This is a genomic window from Centipeda felix, from assembly GCF_900186465.1.
In the GTDB taxonomy this organism is placed as follows: Bacteria; Bacillota; Negativicutes; order Selenomonadales; family Selenomonadaceae; genus Centipeda; species Centipeda felix.
This window is the reverse complement of the sequence record NZ_LT891956.1, coordinates 204,583-219,246: the sequence shown is the minus strand read 5'-3', so window position 1 is coordinate 219,246 and position 14,664 is coordinate 204,583. Positions and strand designations below refer to the sequence as shown.

Genomic DNA, 14,664 nt, shown 5'->3' with positions numbered 1-14,664 from the left:
ACAGAAAAAGTGCATCGTAATCCTCCTATTCCTTCCCATCAGCAGGCGCAGCAGGTGCGCCCGCCGCATATATCGGCGGATCGACATCCTCGGTCAGCGCATGCGTCCCAAACATCGTCGTCAGCGTCTCACGCGTAAACCCGTACGTGGACGCCGAGAAATCCTGCCGCGGATCGTAGCGGTTGTTCGGCGCACCGAGGAGGCCACAGACCGTATCGTACATCATATCGTTCGTAAAGTACGCATCCCGCCGCCCCGTCAGTGTCGCCGTGCGGCGCGGCATCGCGGCGCGGTATTCGGGCGAGAGATAGATGAACATGGGAATGCGCACCATATCGAACTTGAACACATCGGGATTGTGCGAGATCTGCAGATTCTCTCCATGATCGGAGAAATAGACCATCGCGCGCAGGTTCAGATTCTTCTCCGCATAGGCAAAGATCTCCGCGAGGATATGATCCGTATAGAGAATGCTGTTCGCATAGGACGGCGCACTCGTCGCCGTCGAGTCCCCCGCCGTCGAGGCGAACTTCGCCCACGTATCGGGGTAGCGGTTGTTATAGTAGATATGACTGCCCATCAGATGCAGGACGACGAAGTTGTTTGCCTTTGGATCAATACGTGTCAGGTATGGGAGCAGGCTCTCGTCATACTTTGTCGTGAAATTGTAGGAGTCATCTGTCCACTCCGCCACGTCCGCCGTCTTGGCGACCATCGTGATCGCACTGTCGAACTGCCCATAGCGCCCCTGATTGCTGAACCAATACGTCTTGTAGCCGATCTTCTTCGCCACATCGAGAATCGACGCCGACTCATAGAACTCCTTGTCGTTGTACTGACTCTTCTCCGTCAGCGCGCGCTCCAGCACGGGAACGGTCTGCGTCCACGAGGAGTATACATTCTGATAGATCAGGAATCCGTCCCGGCTCGCCATACTCTCCAGCCACGGCGTATCCTCGTACGGGAAGCCCGGCGTATAGGCGTGCATATAGTCGCGCGACGCCGACTCACCGATGATAAAGATCACCGTCCCCGGCGCACGTGCGGCAAGCGTATTCTCCAGATCAATGATGAGCGACTCGTAGCGCTCGCCCTGATTTAGTCCATACGACTGCGTCTCCTCGACATACGAGGTCACGTCCTTGTATACCCCTGCAATCGAGCACTCGGGCACGAGGGCAAAGAGAACGCCTGCCGCGACCACCATAACCGCGACGAGCGCGCCCATGCGCGAGCCCTCCGCGCTCGGATAGATATGGCGCGCGAGCACGAGGTAGCTGCGGTAGAGGAGATAGACAAAGAGGAGCAGCAGCACCCCGATGCCAAGCGCGGGCAGCGTCCCCACCGTCGACTCGATGTAGTCACCCGCCTCGTGCCAGTTCGTCAGATAGAGCGCCATCAGTGAGGCGGGACTGAGCGCGTGCCAGACCGTCATATAGTACGCGATCTGCGTCAGCGGGATGAGTGACATGAGAAAGCCGAGCACAGCGAGCAGTGCCGCCGTCACGCGCCGATGGCCGAGCCGCAGGAACGCCCCGCCGAGTGCGGCGAGCGCAATCATCTGCGCCGTCCCGATAAGAAAGTCAAAGTAGATCAGTGACTTGTACCAGTCCTGATGGTACGTCCACGCATAAAGCAGCGGGAACGTCAGACACCAGAGCAGCCCCGGCACCATCGCCCCGAGCATCCCGCGCGAAAAGAGTGAGACGCCCGTCCCATACTGCAGCAGCATAAGGACAACAAGGACAGGAATGAGCCCGGGGAGAAAATACTCCGCGCCCATGTCCTGTCCCATATTGATATAGGCGGCGACCATGACCAGAAAATAGATGCCCGCCGCCGCCGCATAGCGGATCCACTCATTGGTCCGCTCCACACTTAGCTTCATGAACGAATCCACTACTCCATAATAAAGATCTCAAGATCCTGTCGACCGAAGGACAATGCCTCCGCGTGTGTATCAAAGGCAACGTCGATACGATAGCCGTTGATTGCATAGCCGATGTCCTCTGCCACAGCCTCGCCGTAGCCGGGGATAAAGACGTGTGTCCCGAGAGGGATCACGGACGGGTCAACGGCGATCACGCCGTGGCGCACGAGCGTCCCCGTCGCCGTATGGCTGCCGTTGCCGGGATCGTACGCACTGTACGCCGTCGCCGACACATAGACTGAGCGTCCACCGCCGCGGCTCACCTGTGGGGGGCGCTCCTCGACGATGCCGAGCGCCGCGGGGTCATAGTCCGCCCCGCCCGACAGCGCGTGGTAGGTCGCCTCGCCGCAGATCCCATCCACGGTGAGCTGATGCGCCGCCTGACAGCGCTCGATTGCCTCGCGTGTCATGGGGCCCGCGATCCCGTCCGCTGCCCCTGCAAGATAACCGCCCTGAATCAAAAGCTCCTGCACGTGCTTTACCGCACCGCCGCGCATCCCCTCCTTGACGAGGATATGTGCTGCCTCGGCGGGCATCTGCACCACCAGCGGTGCACAGACCGCCAGCGCCGTTCCCGCCGCGAGACTGCGGCGCAGCGTCCGCTGTGTCCGGCGCATCACGCGTCGACGGCCAAAGATATGTTTCACCGCGAAAAGGAGTTTTCGTATCTGTGTCATTCGGATGCTCCCTTCATTTCTCAACGCGCTGCAAGTCATTCCCCCATCGGCGGCACGCCTCATACGCTTCGATTGGCTGTATGGAATCCGTGCCCTCCACGCAGCGCATCCATTTCTTTTGATGGAAATATTTTACTATAAAGAAGGAAATCCGTCAAACCTGCGCCAACTCAATCGCAGGAGCACGCGCGATCAGCCCGTCCTCCGCCGCGTACCGATAGAAGCAGCGCAGCCCCTCCAGCGTCTCCGCGTCCAGCTGCCAGACCACGGCGTGACCGAGATACGCCGTCAGCTCCGCGCGCGTAAAGCGCCCATCCGCGAGCACCTCGCCGATCGCCGCGTCCTTTACGCGCGCCCAGTCTCGGAACGCCCCTGCGATGCGCCCGTGCACCATGCGGAGTGCCGCGGGGTGCACCGCCGCGAACGAGCGCGCCGCCGCCCAGATCCCGAACACCATGCGCAGCCCCGTCAGCAGCTTCCACTCACGTGCGAGGTCGTAGATATAGATCCCCTCGGGCGGATGATGGTAGAGCTCCAGCGCATCATCACCGATGAACATCGACGCCGCCGCACCGCCCGGCACGGGGTCAGCGAGCGTGAGTGGCCGCACCTCATACGTCGGCGCGGCATCATAGCGGCGGTGCAGAATGATCTTTAGCAGCACATGGGACGAGGCGGACTTATCCGAGAGCAGGACGCGCTGCGTCCCGATCTCTTCTGCCGGCACACGGCTCACGAGGAGCACGCTCCGCACGTCACCGTCCGAGGCAATGCACACATCGGGCAGGATGAGCAGATCCTCCGCATGGCGCGCATAGGTGATCGACGACACCCCCGACACATCGAGATGCTTCGCCTCAAGACAGTCGTTCAGCTGTGCAGGCACCGCACGCAGGATATCCAGCCCCTCCGCCGCTCCATGCGCAAGCGCATACGTCAGCGGCAGCACATTGAGAAACGCAATATGACCCACGCGCGGCACCATGCACAGCCCTCCTCTGAATCGAAGGAATCACTGATAAAATGAGGTTGCCGGATTGGCGTAGATTTTTTGTCCGCTTGAGGCAGCAAACCGGACGCATAGCAACAGCTATGTGGAGGATTTGCTAACGAAAAGCGGGCGAAAAAGATGCGTCAAGATGGTCGTGCCGAATTTATCCGTGCTTCCTTAAGTTATACTTCTATTATAATCCCAATGCGCCAAAAAATACAGTATGTTGAAAATATATCTTTCCCATTGGTTTGGTCGTCTCTAGGGAAACACTGATAAGGTGCTTGCCTCCTGATTGACACTGCCAAACTTCTCCTATATCATAAAAGTGAAAGAGGAGAACGACCGAAGGCGTCAGGCTGTCGGCGGCATTTGCTGTCCGGCGGGGGTGACCTGTAAGCATGGACGCGGCGTTTCCTCTTTCTGCAAATCTAATGGCTCGTTCCGATCTGCGCGATCTTGAGATCACCACACTCATGATCAAAAATGCCGTCTTGAAAAGATACAGTCATTCGGAAAGTGTTCTGCAATACACACCTAACGCACCGTGCGGTTTCTTGCAACTCACACGGCTTCAGCCGCAAATGTGACTGCGTTGACTTCGTGCCGTCACCATGTTACAATATGGCTAACAAAAGAGGCTTATTCCTCCCCCTGTTTATCGATCAGGACTTGTGGGGGAATCGGCTTCACAGAAGGCGTTTGACTCTCTTCGCCCGGGCTCATAACCCGGATACGTTGCGGGGAAACGCCTTTGGGAAGTCTCCCCTCGGCCGCACTAACGCCTGTCTTCGGACGTGGCGTAGCGGCGAGGGGAGATTTTTACATAGTAAACGCATCAGCATCCACTTCCGTCTTTACATTCCGCCTCGCACCTGATACAATAGCGGCAGATAAAGCATTGCCGTCTGCAACAATCGCGGGAAATGAGTTCCCGTAGGACTGCTACTAGGCAGTGCTTTTCTTTTTGTTCGGTTACGACGCATTCCCATTTTTTACTTGCTCGGTAGACCGACGAAAAGACGGACGATCATCCGTCTCGCTGCCCATTTCCCTGAGCGCAACAGATCACATTGGCAACTATCTCCCGCTCCTCTGCCCCAAACAACTCAGATGGCGCTCTTCACCTTGCCCAAATCTACCTCGTCTGCTATACTGAGAATACTAAAGGACTGTTTCGTTAGTGGAGCATGATGACTCCCAGCCGTACCCGTTCGGGGTGCGACTCAGCGAGCAGTCCTCTTTTTGTGTGCAGAGCATATCTTCACGCACCACATCGTATGATACACTGCCAGCAGCTCTTCGTTCTCGTCAACCGCCTTAGAACAACGATTGACATTCTCAAGATACTTTGCGATAATGCATCTAGAAGCTTGAGGTGCGCCTCCTTTGGTGGGGGTCTTGAACGCACTCTCGAGCTTTTTGGATTGCTGTGACTTCGTGCAGATAGACCCCCGATATTCTCTTTTCGTCTTGCCCAAATCCACCTCGTCTGCTATACTGAGAGTGTTAAAGGACTATTCGTGAGTGGAGCATGATGCCTCCCAGCCGCACCCGTTCGGGACGCGACTCAGCGAGCAGTCCTCTTTTATTTATATACCAATGATAACAGAACGTGCCCGCACGCCTTGACAATATCTGCCGCCGTCAGTATACTTGAGAAAAATGAGCCTTGCAGGGCGGATCGTCCCGGCGCTTTGTGCCGTTGGATAGCTTGCACCCATGGCAAGGCTCTTTTTGTGTACGCAGAGCATATCTCTAAGCACCATACACCTTCTTCCTTGCCTTCCATGCGCCCCTATGGTATAGTGAAGGCAATAAGAACATCCTCTCCACCGTGACGAGAACGCATAGGCGAGGTGGCAGCAGCAGCGGATGAGCCGTCACCCTCACCGCTGACACTGGATGTTCTTTTTGTGTGCCTTCCATAGCGCGCGTTTTCTCTTAGCCATAAGAAAATGGGCTGTTGCGCGAAGCTGCAAACTTCGTGCAACAGCCCATTTTTCATCTTATACTGCGACAGGGCTCCGAGCCTCCGGTCGAGCATCCTCCCGCTGGCTCGGTACCCCCAAATCGCCCCAGATGCTCTCACCGCACAGGAGTTTCCTGCACTCCTCCGGCGTGAGCGGTCTGTCGTCGATAAGACTTCTTGGCTTATTTGCTTCTTCCATACCATATCTCCGCCTTTCCGCAAGATTTTAAAAACTCATGTGCAGCCGCTTCTTGGTTCTCTTCTGTGCCACCCTTGTGCAACCGATACTTCTCGATCAACGAAGTCAGCAGTTCTTTACCTTTATTATACTCGAAAAGCTCTCTCTTTTGCAACACATGGACATCACCTTGATTTGTTACCACGGTCATCAGTCCGATGCTCAGATCAAAAACAAATATGGCAATGTCTGCGAAGGAAAAATTCGATGTTGATGGATGATTATGTGCAAGAATCAACTCATGTGCATAAATTCGTTTCTTTAATGAGGCAAGTTCTGTATTCGACTGGAGCGAAACGTGGTCTCTTCCCCCGTAGATTATGACCCTACTGGAAAAATCCAATGGCACAGCATAGACAACCTCATTGCTGTCATTATGAATTTGTGCATCGCGAAGCAGCTCCTTATGCAACGTCCTTAAAGATTCATTCTGCGCCAAGGAAAATCCAGGAACGGCAACTAGAGAGACCTTGCTGACAGCAATATCTGTGATCCTGATCTTGTGATCGCGTTTCTTTGCCTGTTCCAAAATTATCCCCCTACGCTCTTCACATCAGGTCCTGCACCTTCATTCATCGCATCGACACATTTCTTCTTCCACGCCTCACAACGCAGCATCTCTCGACCTGCATCGCCTTCCCCGTCTCAGAATCATACACTGAATAAACCACGCATTTCTGCGGTAATCCTTGCTCGGGTCATATCACACCAACAGTTTCACATCGTGCTCGTCCAGAAATCTTTTCCACTCCTCCGACGGCTCACGGTCGGCGGCGAGGTAGGAGAGCGCACTGATGTCACCAAAGTGCACCAGTGCCGTCTTGTCGAATTTGCTGTGGTCGGCCAGCAGGATCACGCTGCGCGCCTGCCGCATCATCACCTCTTTGACCTCGCTCTCGCTCTCGTTGGACTCCATCAGCCCCTTGGCAAGGTCGAGCGCCTTGCAGCTGATGATCGTATAGTCCGCATGATAGCCCGCCAGCATCCGCGTCGCCGCAGGCCCCGTCAGCGAGCAGGAACTCGCGCGAAAGTTACCGCCCGTGCAGATCATACGGAAATCACTCGAACGAAAATCGTACATCAGCCGAACGGAATTGGTGATGACGGTGATGTTCGGCGTCTTCACGAGGCGGCTCAGCAGCATCTGGCAGGTCGTACTGGAGTCCACCATGATGGTGTCCCCCTCGTGGATCAAGGGATGCGCCGCATCGGCAATCCGCAGTTTGCTCTCCTGGTTCTGCCCGCTGCGCCGTACAAATGAAAGATCCTCACTCGTCGCCTCCGCGAGGACCGCGCCGCCATAGCTTCGATGCAGCAGTTTCTTTTGTTCCAGCTTCTCCAGATCACGGCGGACGGTCTCCTCCGTCACATGAAATGCCTCTGCCAGTTTTCCCACATACACCCTGCCGTCACGTGTCAGCATCTCCATCACGCGCTGCCGCCGCTCTACGCCCAGCATAGCAAACCTCCTCTATGGAATGAAAAATACCGATTCCTTCCGCGTGAGAAAGGAATCGGTATCGTTATGCGATGAAACGCCGGGCCAATACTACCGTGTCACGATCTCTGCGGGGATGTCCAAGATCTTCGCAACCTTCAGCAGCGTGTCAATGTGTCTGCCCGCGCCTGCCGCCATGTGATGCGTCGGTCCTGCCTCGCTCCAGCGATTGCAGAACTCACGCGCACCGCACGTGAAGCGCATGCGCATATTCGTATCGCCAAAGGTAAAGATCTCCCCCGACTCATTGACGCCCTCAGCGACAATAAATTTGAAACGACCGTCACCGTCCTGCGTAATGGCGAGATAGGTAACGGGTGTATCCGTCGGCGGATAGAACTGCGTCAGGTAGCCGCCGCCCGTCTTGCCATGGAACACCGGAACGATCTTCATCGTCGGTTTCTTTGCCTGCGAAATATCCGCATCACCGGAGCCGCTGTGTCCTATAATACAGATATCTTCGTTAAAGTCAATCGAATACATCTCCGAAAGCTGTCCCGTGCCGCAGATCGTCTTCATGATGCTCATCGCCATGGCGACCTTCATATCGCCCTCGACCGCGCACGCTGTGCCCTGCTGGATGAGCATGGAGAACGCGGGGATCAGCATGCTGTCGAGTTTTCCTGCCGCCCCCTGCGCATAGCCGTCATAGTGGGACGCGACCAGACCGAGCCGTTCCTCCTGTGCCCACTGCTCGAATGCGACCACATACTTTGCCATATCCCAGACCGTATCGACCGTCGCGCCGCCCGCAATGTCAAAGGTATCAAGGATCTCCTGTGCCTTGGCACGGATCACGGCATCATCGGCGACGTTGTCGGCAATCGCCCACATCTTTTCCCAGTCAAACTGCTTCGTGTAAAGACCGAGGCGGCGATAGAGGTTCGACTCATCGATGTAGAGATCCATCATGCCGGGATAGGGACGGCCGATCTGCGCGATGTTCGTATCGCGGAAGCGGCGGCGTACCTGCGCCGCACGGCACCAATCCTCAATCTCGCGCTGCACCTCGGGGTCGCCGCCCTCGACCACGCCCGTGATGACGGCATGACGCTTGCCGTAGCGGTTGAGATCGGCCGCCATCTCGCCGACTGCCCCGCAGGCGTAGAGCGTGCCGAGCCATGTGGGGATGTCCGTATGCTGATAGTCCGGTGCCTTTTTCTTCTGCACGTTGACCAGAATCACCGGCACATCGAGATCCTTGACGGCGGGAAGCATATTGTAGGACGTCGCGTACGTCAGCAGCTGCAGGATGACGAGATCCACATCGGCCGCGCGGAACTTCTCGCCCGCCGCCTGCGACTCCTCCTTCGTCGTGACGAATCCGCCGTCGACGAGCTCCACCGTGCCGGGGAGCGTCTTCTTGAACGCCTCATACTGCCCCCTGAACTCCGGAACGAGCTCAGGGAACTGCGGCAGATATGCCCCGAGTGCGATGGAGAAAACGCCGACCTTTGCCTTTGTATTGACAAGCATATTCTGATTCTCCTTCATTTCGTATGAGAACTCGATGTTCATGCCAGGAAAAAAACCTGCTGCATCTTGGGCTGTGCCCCCGTCTCCGGGTCGAGCTCCATCACCATCACGTCCTTCATATACGCATTCCAACGGTCAACGACCTCGCTCTTGGCCTGGTAGTCCTCGGCGTAGGCAACGCCCTTTTCACACTCGAAATAGCCGAACAGCTCATTCCCCGTGTTCCAAATCGTGTAGTTGCTGATGCCGGCATCCTTGAGCACCTGTTTCAGCTCCGGCCAGATGGCGTCATGCCGCCGCTTGTACTCGGCGAGCATGCCGTCCTTGACCGTTGCCTTCCACGCAAATCGCTCCACTTGATTCTCCTCGATTCTCAGTTCGTATGACCCGTCGTCCGTGCAGACGCCGCAGGGTCAACAAGCCAGCCGTTCTCATCCACCTCGTCGCCGTAACGCTCGGCCGTGATCTCATCGAGTGTCTTGCCGCGGTCATCCGCGCCGAAGAAGGTCCCTGCCGCCCAGCTGATGACACAGAAGCCGACCATGAGGATCGCCGCCGTCTGGAAACCGAGAAGCTCCATGATGATCGGAACGGCAAAGCCCCAGATCGCCGCCGCAAAGCGCGTAACGAAGAAGGTGAACCCCTGCGCCGTCGCACGATAGCGCACCGGGAAGAGCTCGGAGCTCCAGAGCTGATAGAACTGCTGCTGCATGGAAAAGCCCCATACAATCGTAAAGAAGAAGAGCATCCACGTCTGCAGCATATCGGGCGGGAGCACCCAGACAAGCCAGCTGATGACGCCGAGCCCGGAGAATATGGCAAAGATCTTGCGGCGGTTGAAACGGTCTGCCGTATACATAAAGATCACCGTCGTCAGGATACAGACCGCAAAGTTCAGGCACGTGAGGAAAAGCCCCATCGCATTGCTGAGATTTCCGACATGCTCATAGACATACGGCATGAAGAATCCATTCGTACTCGCGGCAAGGTTCCACATCGTATAGACGCCGCAGCACATGATGACCGTACGAAGCGAAGTGCCGCGCAGGATGTCGGCATAGGTCGCCTTTCTCTGGACAATCCCCTCAGCAGCAAGCTTCTCCGCATGCTCCTTGGCTGCCTTCCACTCGGCTGACTCGGGCATCTTGAGGCGCTGGTACCAGATCCACGCGGCGACGATGATGAGATGGGCAAAGATGAGGCGGTTCCCCAAAAGTCCGAACATCGAGTTCATGGGAATCGATGCGGCGAACACGACGACCGGACCGAGCATCCACGCAATCTGCGCCGAGCCGCAGTGTTTTGCGCGGTCCTTCGACGGCGCCTCCTCGGCGATAAACGTCCACGATGCCACGACATCCGCACCAACTGTGAGGCCGACGATGACATAGCCGAGCAGGAACATGGGATAGTTCGTCGCGAGGCAGATAATGGCAACGCCGATCATATAAATTAAGAGTGCCCAGTTATAGACGAACTTGCGTCCGTACTTATCACAGATCCTGCCGCCGATGAGGGCGCCGAGTGCCGCCCCGCCCGTGTTGGACGAGAGCGCCGCGAGCAGCCCCATCTGCACGCTGCTCATGCCGAGATAGTCAGCCCACATACTGAGCCCCGACGCACCCGCCACAATCGATCCGGCGTCGATGTAGCTGATCAGACCTGCGATCAGCGTCTTTTTCCACGCGGACATGTGCATGTCCTGCTTTACCCCTAACATAGGAATCTCACCTTTCTATGATGCCGTAATGATGTCAGTCGAGCAAATCCATATTGAGCGCGATATGGAAATCCTTCGCGAGCTGGACAAAGCCCTCACGCGGGATCGTCTGCTTCTTGCCGCCCATGGAGAGCACCTTGACGCAGATCGTGGCCGCCTTTTCCACAGTGTCCATCAGGCCGAACGCTTCGTCGAAATCATCGCCGCAGACGAAGAGTCCATGATGCGCCCAGACAACGACGCGGTACTTCTCCATCAGCTTGACGGACGCATCGGCGATCTCCTTGCCGCCCGGAACCATCCATGGCACGACACCGATCCCCTCCGGGAAAACGACGGAATCCTCCGTCGCCATCTCCCAAAGCTCGCGCGTGAACGCCTTGTCCTCAAGCGGAAGGACGAAGGTCAGTGCGATGAGATTGGTCGGATGCGCATGGTAGATGATGCGATTCGTTCCATTCGTCATCTCCTTTTTGAGCTCATGCGCCGCGAGATGCGTCGGCAGCTCACTGGTCGGACGCCCGCCGCCGACGAGCCCCCAGACGATGCCGTAGTTCTCGCCCGCCGCATCGATCTGGATGAGCGCGACATTCTCCTCCGGGGCGAGCTCGACGTTGCGCATATACTTGCCGCTGCCCGTCACGAGGAAATATTCCCCCGCGAGCCCCGGCACCGTATTGCCGATCGGCTGCCATGCGCGGACCTCGTGCAGCGAGTCCTTGACCGCCTCCACTTCCTCCGCCGGAACGCGATACGTCAGATTCCCGCCGTTCCGCTCATGCCACCCCTTTTGGAACGCATCAGCGGTCAGGCGCTGAAAGCGCTCCATAAACTCTGCCTCTTTTATCTCCATGTCGTCTTCCTCCTGCTCCGGCCGCGCCTGCGCCTTTACAGCACAGGCGAAACCTCGTTGATATCAAAGGATTTTGCCACCATCTGACGTGCCTCGGACAGATCCTCAAAGACCTTGTCCTTCAGCATTTGCGCCATCAGATTGCCGATCGCCGTTGCCTCCACAGGGCCCGCGCAGACCTCCTTGCCCGTCTGCCGCTGCAGCAGGCGGTTGAGGAACTGATCCTGACAGCCGCCGCCGACCACGTGAATGCGTTCGAACGTCCGCCCCGTCACCTCCTCGATCTCCACCACCGTCTCGGCATAGCACTGGGCGAGACTGTTGTAGACGCAGTAGAGCAGCTCGCACTCCGTCTCGGGTGCCTCCTGCCCCGTCCGCCCGCAGTACTCCTGCAGTGCCGCCCGCATGCTCTGGGGGGCGAGGAAGGCCGCGTCGTTGACATCCACCGTCGAGGTAAAGTAACGGCCGATATGCGCGAGCTGGTACAACTCCTCGAACGTGTAGTCGTGGCGGAACTCCTTGCGCAGATTCTGCATGATCCACATGCCCATGATATTTTTGAGGTAGCGATAGCGGTAGTGGTAGCCGCCCTCGTTCGTGAAATTGTGCCGCTGCGACACCTCCGAGCAGTCCGGGATCAGGCGCTCGATGCCCATCAGCGACCACGTTCCTGAGCTCAGATAGATGCTGTCATCCGACGTGCTCGGCACCGCCATGACCGCCGATCCCGTATCTTGCGTCGCGGGCAGAACCACCTCCGTCTGGAACCCGACCTCCGCCGCGATCTTTTCCGTGAGTGCACCCACGGGAGTCTTCGGCATGGCAATCGCGCCGAACATCTCCTTCGGGATGCCGAGCATATCCATCAGCTCGTAGTCCCAATCCTGCGTCTCTGCACTCACGAGCTGCGTCGTTGTCGCATTCGTGTACTCGTTCTTCATGACCCCCGTCAGGAGATAGTTCAGATAGTCGGGAATCATCAGAAAATGTTTTGCCGCCGACAGGGTCTCGGGACTTTCCTGCCGGATCGCCATAAGCTGATAGATCGAGTTGAAGATCTGCTTTTGAATCCCGTTGCGTGCGTAGAGCGCCTGCTCCGAAATCGTCCGGTAGACCAGCGTATCCATGCCCTGCGTCCGCCCATCCCGATAGGCAACAGTATCGCCGAGCAGCTGTCCGGCCTCATCGAGCAGGACAAAATCCACCGCCCACGTGTCAATCCCGACACTCTTCGGAATCCGATTCAGCGTACGGCACCGCTTCAGCCCCTCGACCACCTCGTGAAAGAGATGATCCACATCCCAGCAGAGATGCCCGTTCCTTCCCACGAGACCGTTCTGAAAGCGATGAATCTCCTCGATACGGATCTTCCCGTTCTCAATCCAGCCCAGGATGTGACGCCCGCTCGATGCGCCAATATCAATCGCCAGATAATACGGATGCTCCATCGTCTCTTTCCTCCTATATCTTGTTTGTCTGTTTTGTTGTCTTTATGTTGTTTTATCTTTGTTTTTTATATAATAAAACATAATCTATCATAAGTCAATATAATATTTGATTGTTTTTATTTCTTTTGATCTTTGTTTTCTTTGGTTTTCCGTTTAACGCAATCGGATGGATACGGCAGATGGGTACGCACAACCTGTTCCGCCGTATACAATATTCTTTCTCAGTCCATCGTGCTTTATCGAGAGAACCGTTGTATAATTACCGTTGTATTCTTCTGTCTCGTTTTCATCTTACGAAAGGAGCTTCTCATGCGGAAAAGAATCACCTCCCTGCGCCGCTTCTCCCTTGTCATCGGCGCGGCGTTCCTCTGCGGAATGCCTGCGGCATACGCGGCCTCAAACAACGCTCCTGCCTCCATCGCCGCCGCTGCACACAAGACAGCGGCATCCCCCGTCGTCGGCGACCCTGCCGCACTCCCACAGGGTGCCGCTCTCTCTCCTGCGGCAACAGCACAACTGACAAAGCGCCTGGATGCAATGATCGGAGATACGGGCACAAAGGTGCCCGGGCTTGGTGTTATTCTCTACCGCAACGGACAGGAAGTGTACAGTCACTTTGCCGGCAATCGTCGTTTTCTCCGCCAGAACCCAATCGCAGCGGAGCCAATCACACGAGATACACGGTTTCGCATCGCCTCCGTCTCCAAACAGTTTACGGTATTTACCCTGATGCAGCTCGTCGAGGAAGGAAGGCTTGGCCTTGACGACGATGTGAGCCGCTATCTCGGCTTCTCGCTGAGAAATCCCGCCCACCCCAACACCCCCATCACGGTGCGGATGCTCGCGAGCCACACCTCATCGCTGCGGGACGGGAAAGTCTACAGCATCCCGCCATCGGTCAGCGTACGTGAGTTCTTCACCCCCGAGGGACGTTACTACGAAAACGGCGACCACTTTGCCCCTGCAAATGAAGCTCCTGGACAATATTTCTGTTATGCCAATATCAACTACGGCCTCCTCGGCACCATCATTGAGAAAGTGACGGGCGAGCGCTTTGACCGCTACCAAAAAGAGCACATTCTAAAGCAGCTGGATACGGCAGCAGACTATGTTCCCGGCAATCTCACGAAGCGCAGCTTTGCAAAGCTCGGCACGATCTATCAAAAGAAGGACGAAAACGGCACCTGGAATGAAAATGGCCCCTGGTACGGCAAGGCGGATGACTATAACGGCCGCCAGCCGAAAGCAGAGTCCATCTACCTGCAAAATCCGTACGCAGAGGACATCCAGGGATGGTTTCCCCTCGCAGGCTATGTGCCCGGCACGAATGCAACGATGCTCTCCCCGCAGGGCGGTCTGCGCATCTCCTATGAGGAGCTGACACACGGTTTGGAACTGCTGATGAACGGCGGAACCTATCGCGGGAAACAGATTCTCTCTCCTGCATCCATCCAAGAGATGCTGCGCCCCCAATGGCAGTATGATGCAGCGCAGAAAAACGGAAACACCGCCGGCGGCACACTGCTGTCCTATGGGCTTGGCGAACTGCAGATCGCAGGCGACAGCACGGCGCGTGTGAGCCGCAGCCATGTGGTCGATCTTGTCGGGCACAACGGCGAGGCGTTTGGTCTGCTCTCCGGCGTATTCTTCCGCCCTGGAACGAAGGACGGCTTCGTCTACATCATGAACGGCGAAGCCGTCGCCGAGGACGACGACCCGCGCAGTGCAGGCACATTCAGCGGCAACTACATCTGGGAAGAGGAGATCATGGATGCCATGACCGAGGCTCTGCTCTCGAAAGATTAAAAGACCTCTGATAAACCAGTTCCTCGAATCGGCGTAGATTTTTCACCCAAACGAG

General features: G+C 56.8%; 11 protein-coding genes. 1 reads left to right on the top strand and 10 read right to left on the bottom strand.

Annotation, left to right across the window (positions count from 1 at the left end; all coding sequences use genetic code 11):
- Positions 1–25 precede the first annotated feature (25 nt).
- The 10 genes from C1713_RS02100 to rhaB all read right to left on the bottom strand — a co-directional run bounded on the left by C1713_RS02100 (position 26) and on the right by rhaB (position 12,803).
- On the bottom strand, positions 26–1,888 hold the full coding sequence (locus C1713_RS02100; RefSeq protein ID WP_102492875.1) for a phosphoethanolamine transferase: 1,863 nt from the start codon (positions 1,886–1,888) through the stop codon (positions 26–28).
- 11 nt (positions 1,889–1,899) lie between these two features.
- Positions 1,900–2,607, bottom strand: coding sequence for a 3D domain-containing protein (locus C1713_RS02095; RefSeq protein ID WP_039981239.1), 708 nt, complete (start codon positions 2,605–2,607; stop codon positions 1,900–1,902).
- Between the two features lie 154 nt (positions 2,608–2,761).
- Positions 2,762–3,592: a menaquinone biosynthesis protein gene (locus C1713_RS02090; RefSeq protein ID WP_102492874.1), complete on the bottom strand. Its 831-nt coding sequence runs from the start codon at positions 3,590–3,592 to the stop codon at positions 2,762–2,764.
- Positions 3,593–5,752: 2,160 nt separating this feature from the next.
- Positions 5,753–6,337, bottom strand: coding sequence for a hypothetical protein (locus C1713_RS02080; protein WP_102492873.1), 585 nt, complete (start codon positions 6,335–6,337; stop codon positions 5,753–5,755).
- A gap of 174 nt (positions 6,338–6,511) precedes the next feature.
- Positions 6,512–7,267, bottom strand: coding sequence for a DeoR/GlpR family DNA-binding transcription regulator (locus C1713_RS02075; RefSeq protein WP_006690671.1), 756 nt, complete (start codon positions 7,265–7,267; stop codon positions 6,512–6,514).
- Positions 7,268–7,357: 90 nt separating this feature from the next.
- Positions 7,358–8,782, bottom strand: coding sequence for an arabinose isomerase (locus C1713_RS02070; protein WP_102492921.1), 1,425 nt, complete (start codon positions 8,780–8,782; stop codon positions 7,358–7,360).
- Between the two features lie 38 nt (positions 8,783–8,820).
- Entirely contained in the window at positions 8,821–9,138 is a 318-nt protein-coding gene (locus C1713_RS02065) for an L-rhamnose mutarotase (RefSeq protein WP_006690673.1), read from the bottom strand.
- Between the two features lie 17 nt (positions 9,139–9,155).
- On the bottom strand, positions 9,156–10,475 hold the full coding sequence (locus C1713_RS02060) for an MFS transporter (RefSeq protein ID WP_245870915.1): 1,320 nt from the start codon (positions 10,473–10,475) through the stop codon (positions 9,156–9,158).
- A gap of 61 nt (positions 10,476–10,536) precedes the next feature.
- Positions 10,537–11,355, bottom strand: a complete 819-nt coding sequence (rhaD, locus tag C1713_RS02055; protein WP_102492872.1) for a rhamnulose-1-phosphate aldolase — start codon at positions 11,353–11,355, stop codon at positions 10,537–10,539.
- Between the two features lie 35 nt (positions 11,356–11,390).
- Positions 11,391–12,803 (bottom strand): rhamnulokinase, encoded by a 1,413-nt coding sequence (gene rhaB, locus C1713_RS02050; protein WP_102492871.1) that lies wholly within the window; start codon positions 12,801–12,803, stop codon positions 11,391–11,393.
- Positions 12,804–13,112: 309 nt separating this feature from the next.
- Here rhaB and C1713_RS02045 point away from each other — a divergent pair, with 309 nt between their 5' ends.
- Complete coding sequence (locus tag C1713_RS02045; RefSeq protein WP_102492870.1) at positions 13,113–14,609, top strand: serine hydrolase domain-containing protein; 1,497 nt, start codon at positions 13,113–13,115, stop codon at positions 14,607–14,609.
- Positions 14,610–14,664: the final 55 nt, after the last annotated feature.

Coding starts and splice junctions, on each gene's coding strand:
- C1713_RS02070 (WP_102492921.1), bottom strand. CDS start 8,782: ATGCTTGTCAATACAAAGGCAAAGGTCGGCGTTTTCTCCATCGCACTC.
- C1713_RS02100 (WP_102492875.1), bottom strand. CDS start 1,888: ATGAAGCTAAGTGTGGAGCGGACCAATGAGTGGATCCGCTATGCGGCG.
- C1713_RS02060 (WP_245870915.1), bottom strand. CDS start 10,475: ATGTCCGCGTGGAAAAAGACGCTGATCGCAGGTCTGATCAGCTACATC.
- C1713_RS02095 (WP_039981239.1), bottom strand. CDS start 2,607: ATGACACAGATACGAAAACTCCTTTTCGCGGTGAAACATATCTTTGGC.
- rhaD (WP_102492872.1), bottom strand. CDS start 11,355: ATGGAGATAAAAGAGGCAGAGTTTATGGAGCGCTTTCAGCGCCTGACC.
- C1713_RS02075 (WP_006690671.1), bottom strand. CDS start 7,267: ATGCTGGGCGTAGAGCGGCGGCAGCGCGTGATGGAGATGCTGACACGT.
- rhaB (WP_102492871.1), bottom strand. CDS start 12,803: ATGGAGCATCCGTATTATCTGGCGATTGATATTGGCGCATCGAGCGGG.
- C1713_RS02090 (WP_102492874.1), bottom strand. CDS start 3,592: ATGGTGCCGCGCGTGGGTCATATTGCGTTTCTCAATGTGCTGCCGCTG.
- C1713_RS02045 (WP_102492870.1), top strand. CDS start 13,113: ATGCGGAAAAGAATCACCTCCCTGCGCCGCTTCTCCCTTGTCATCGGC.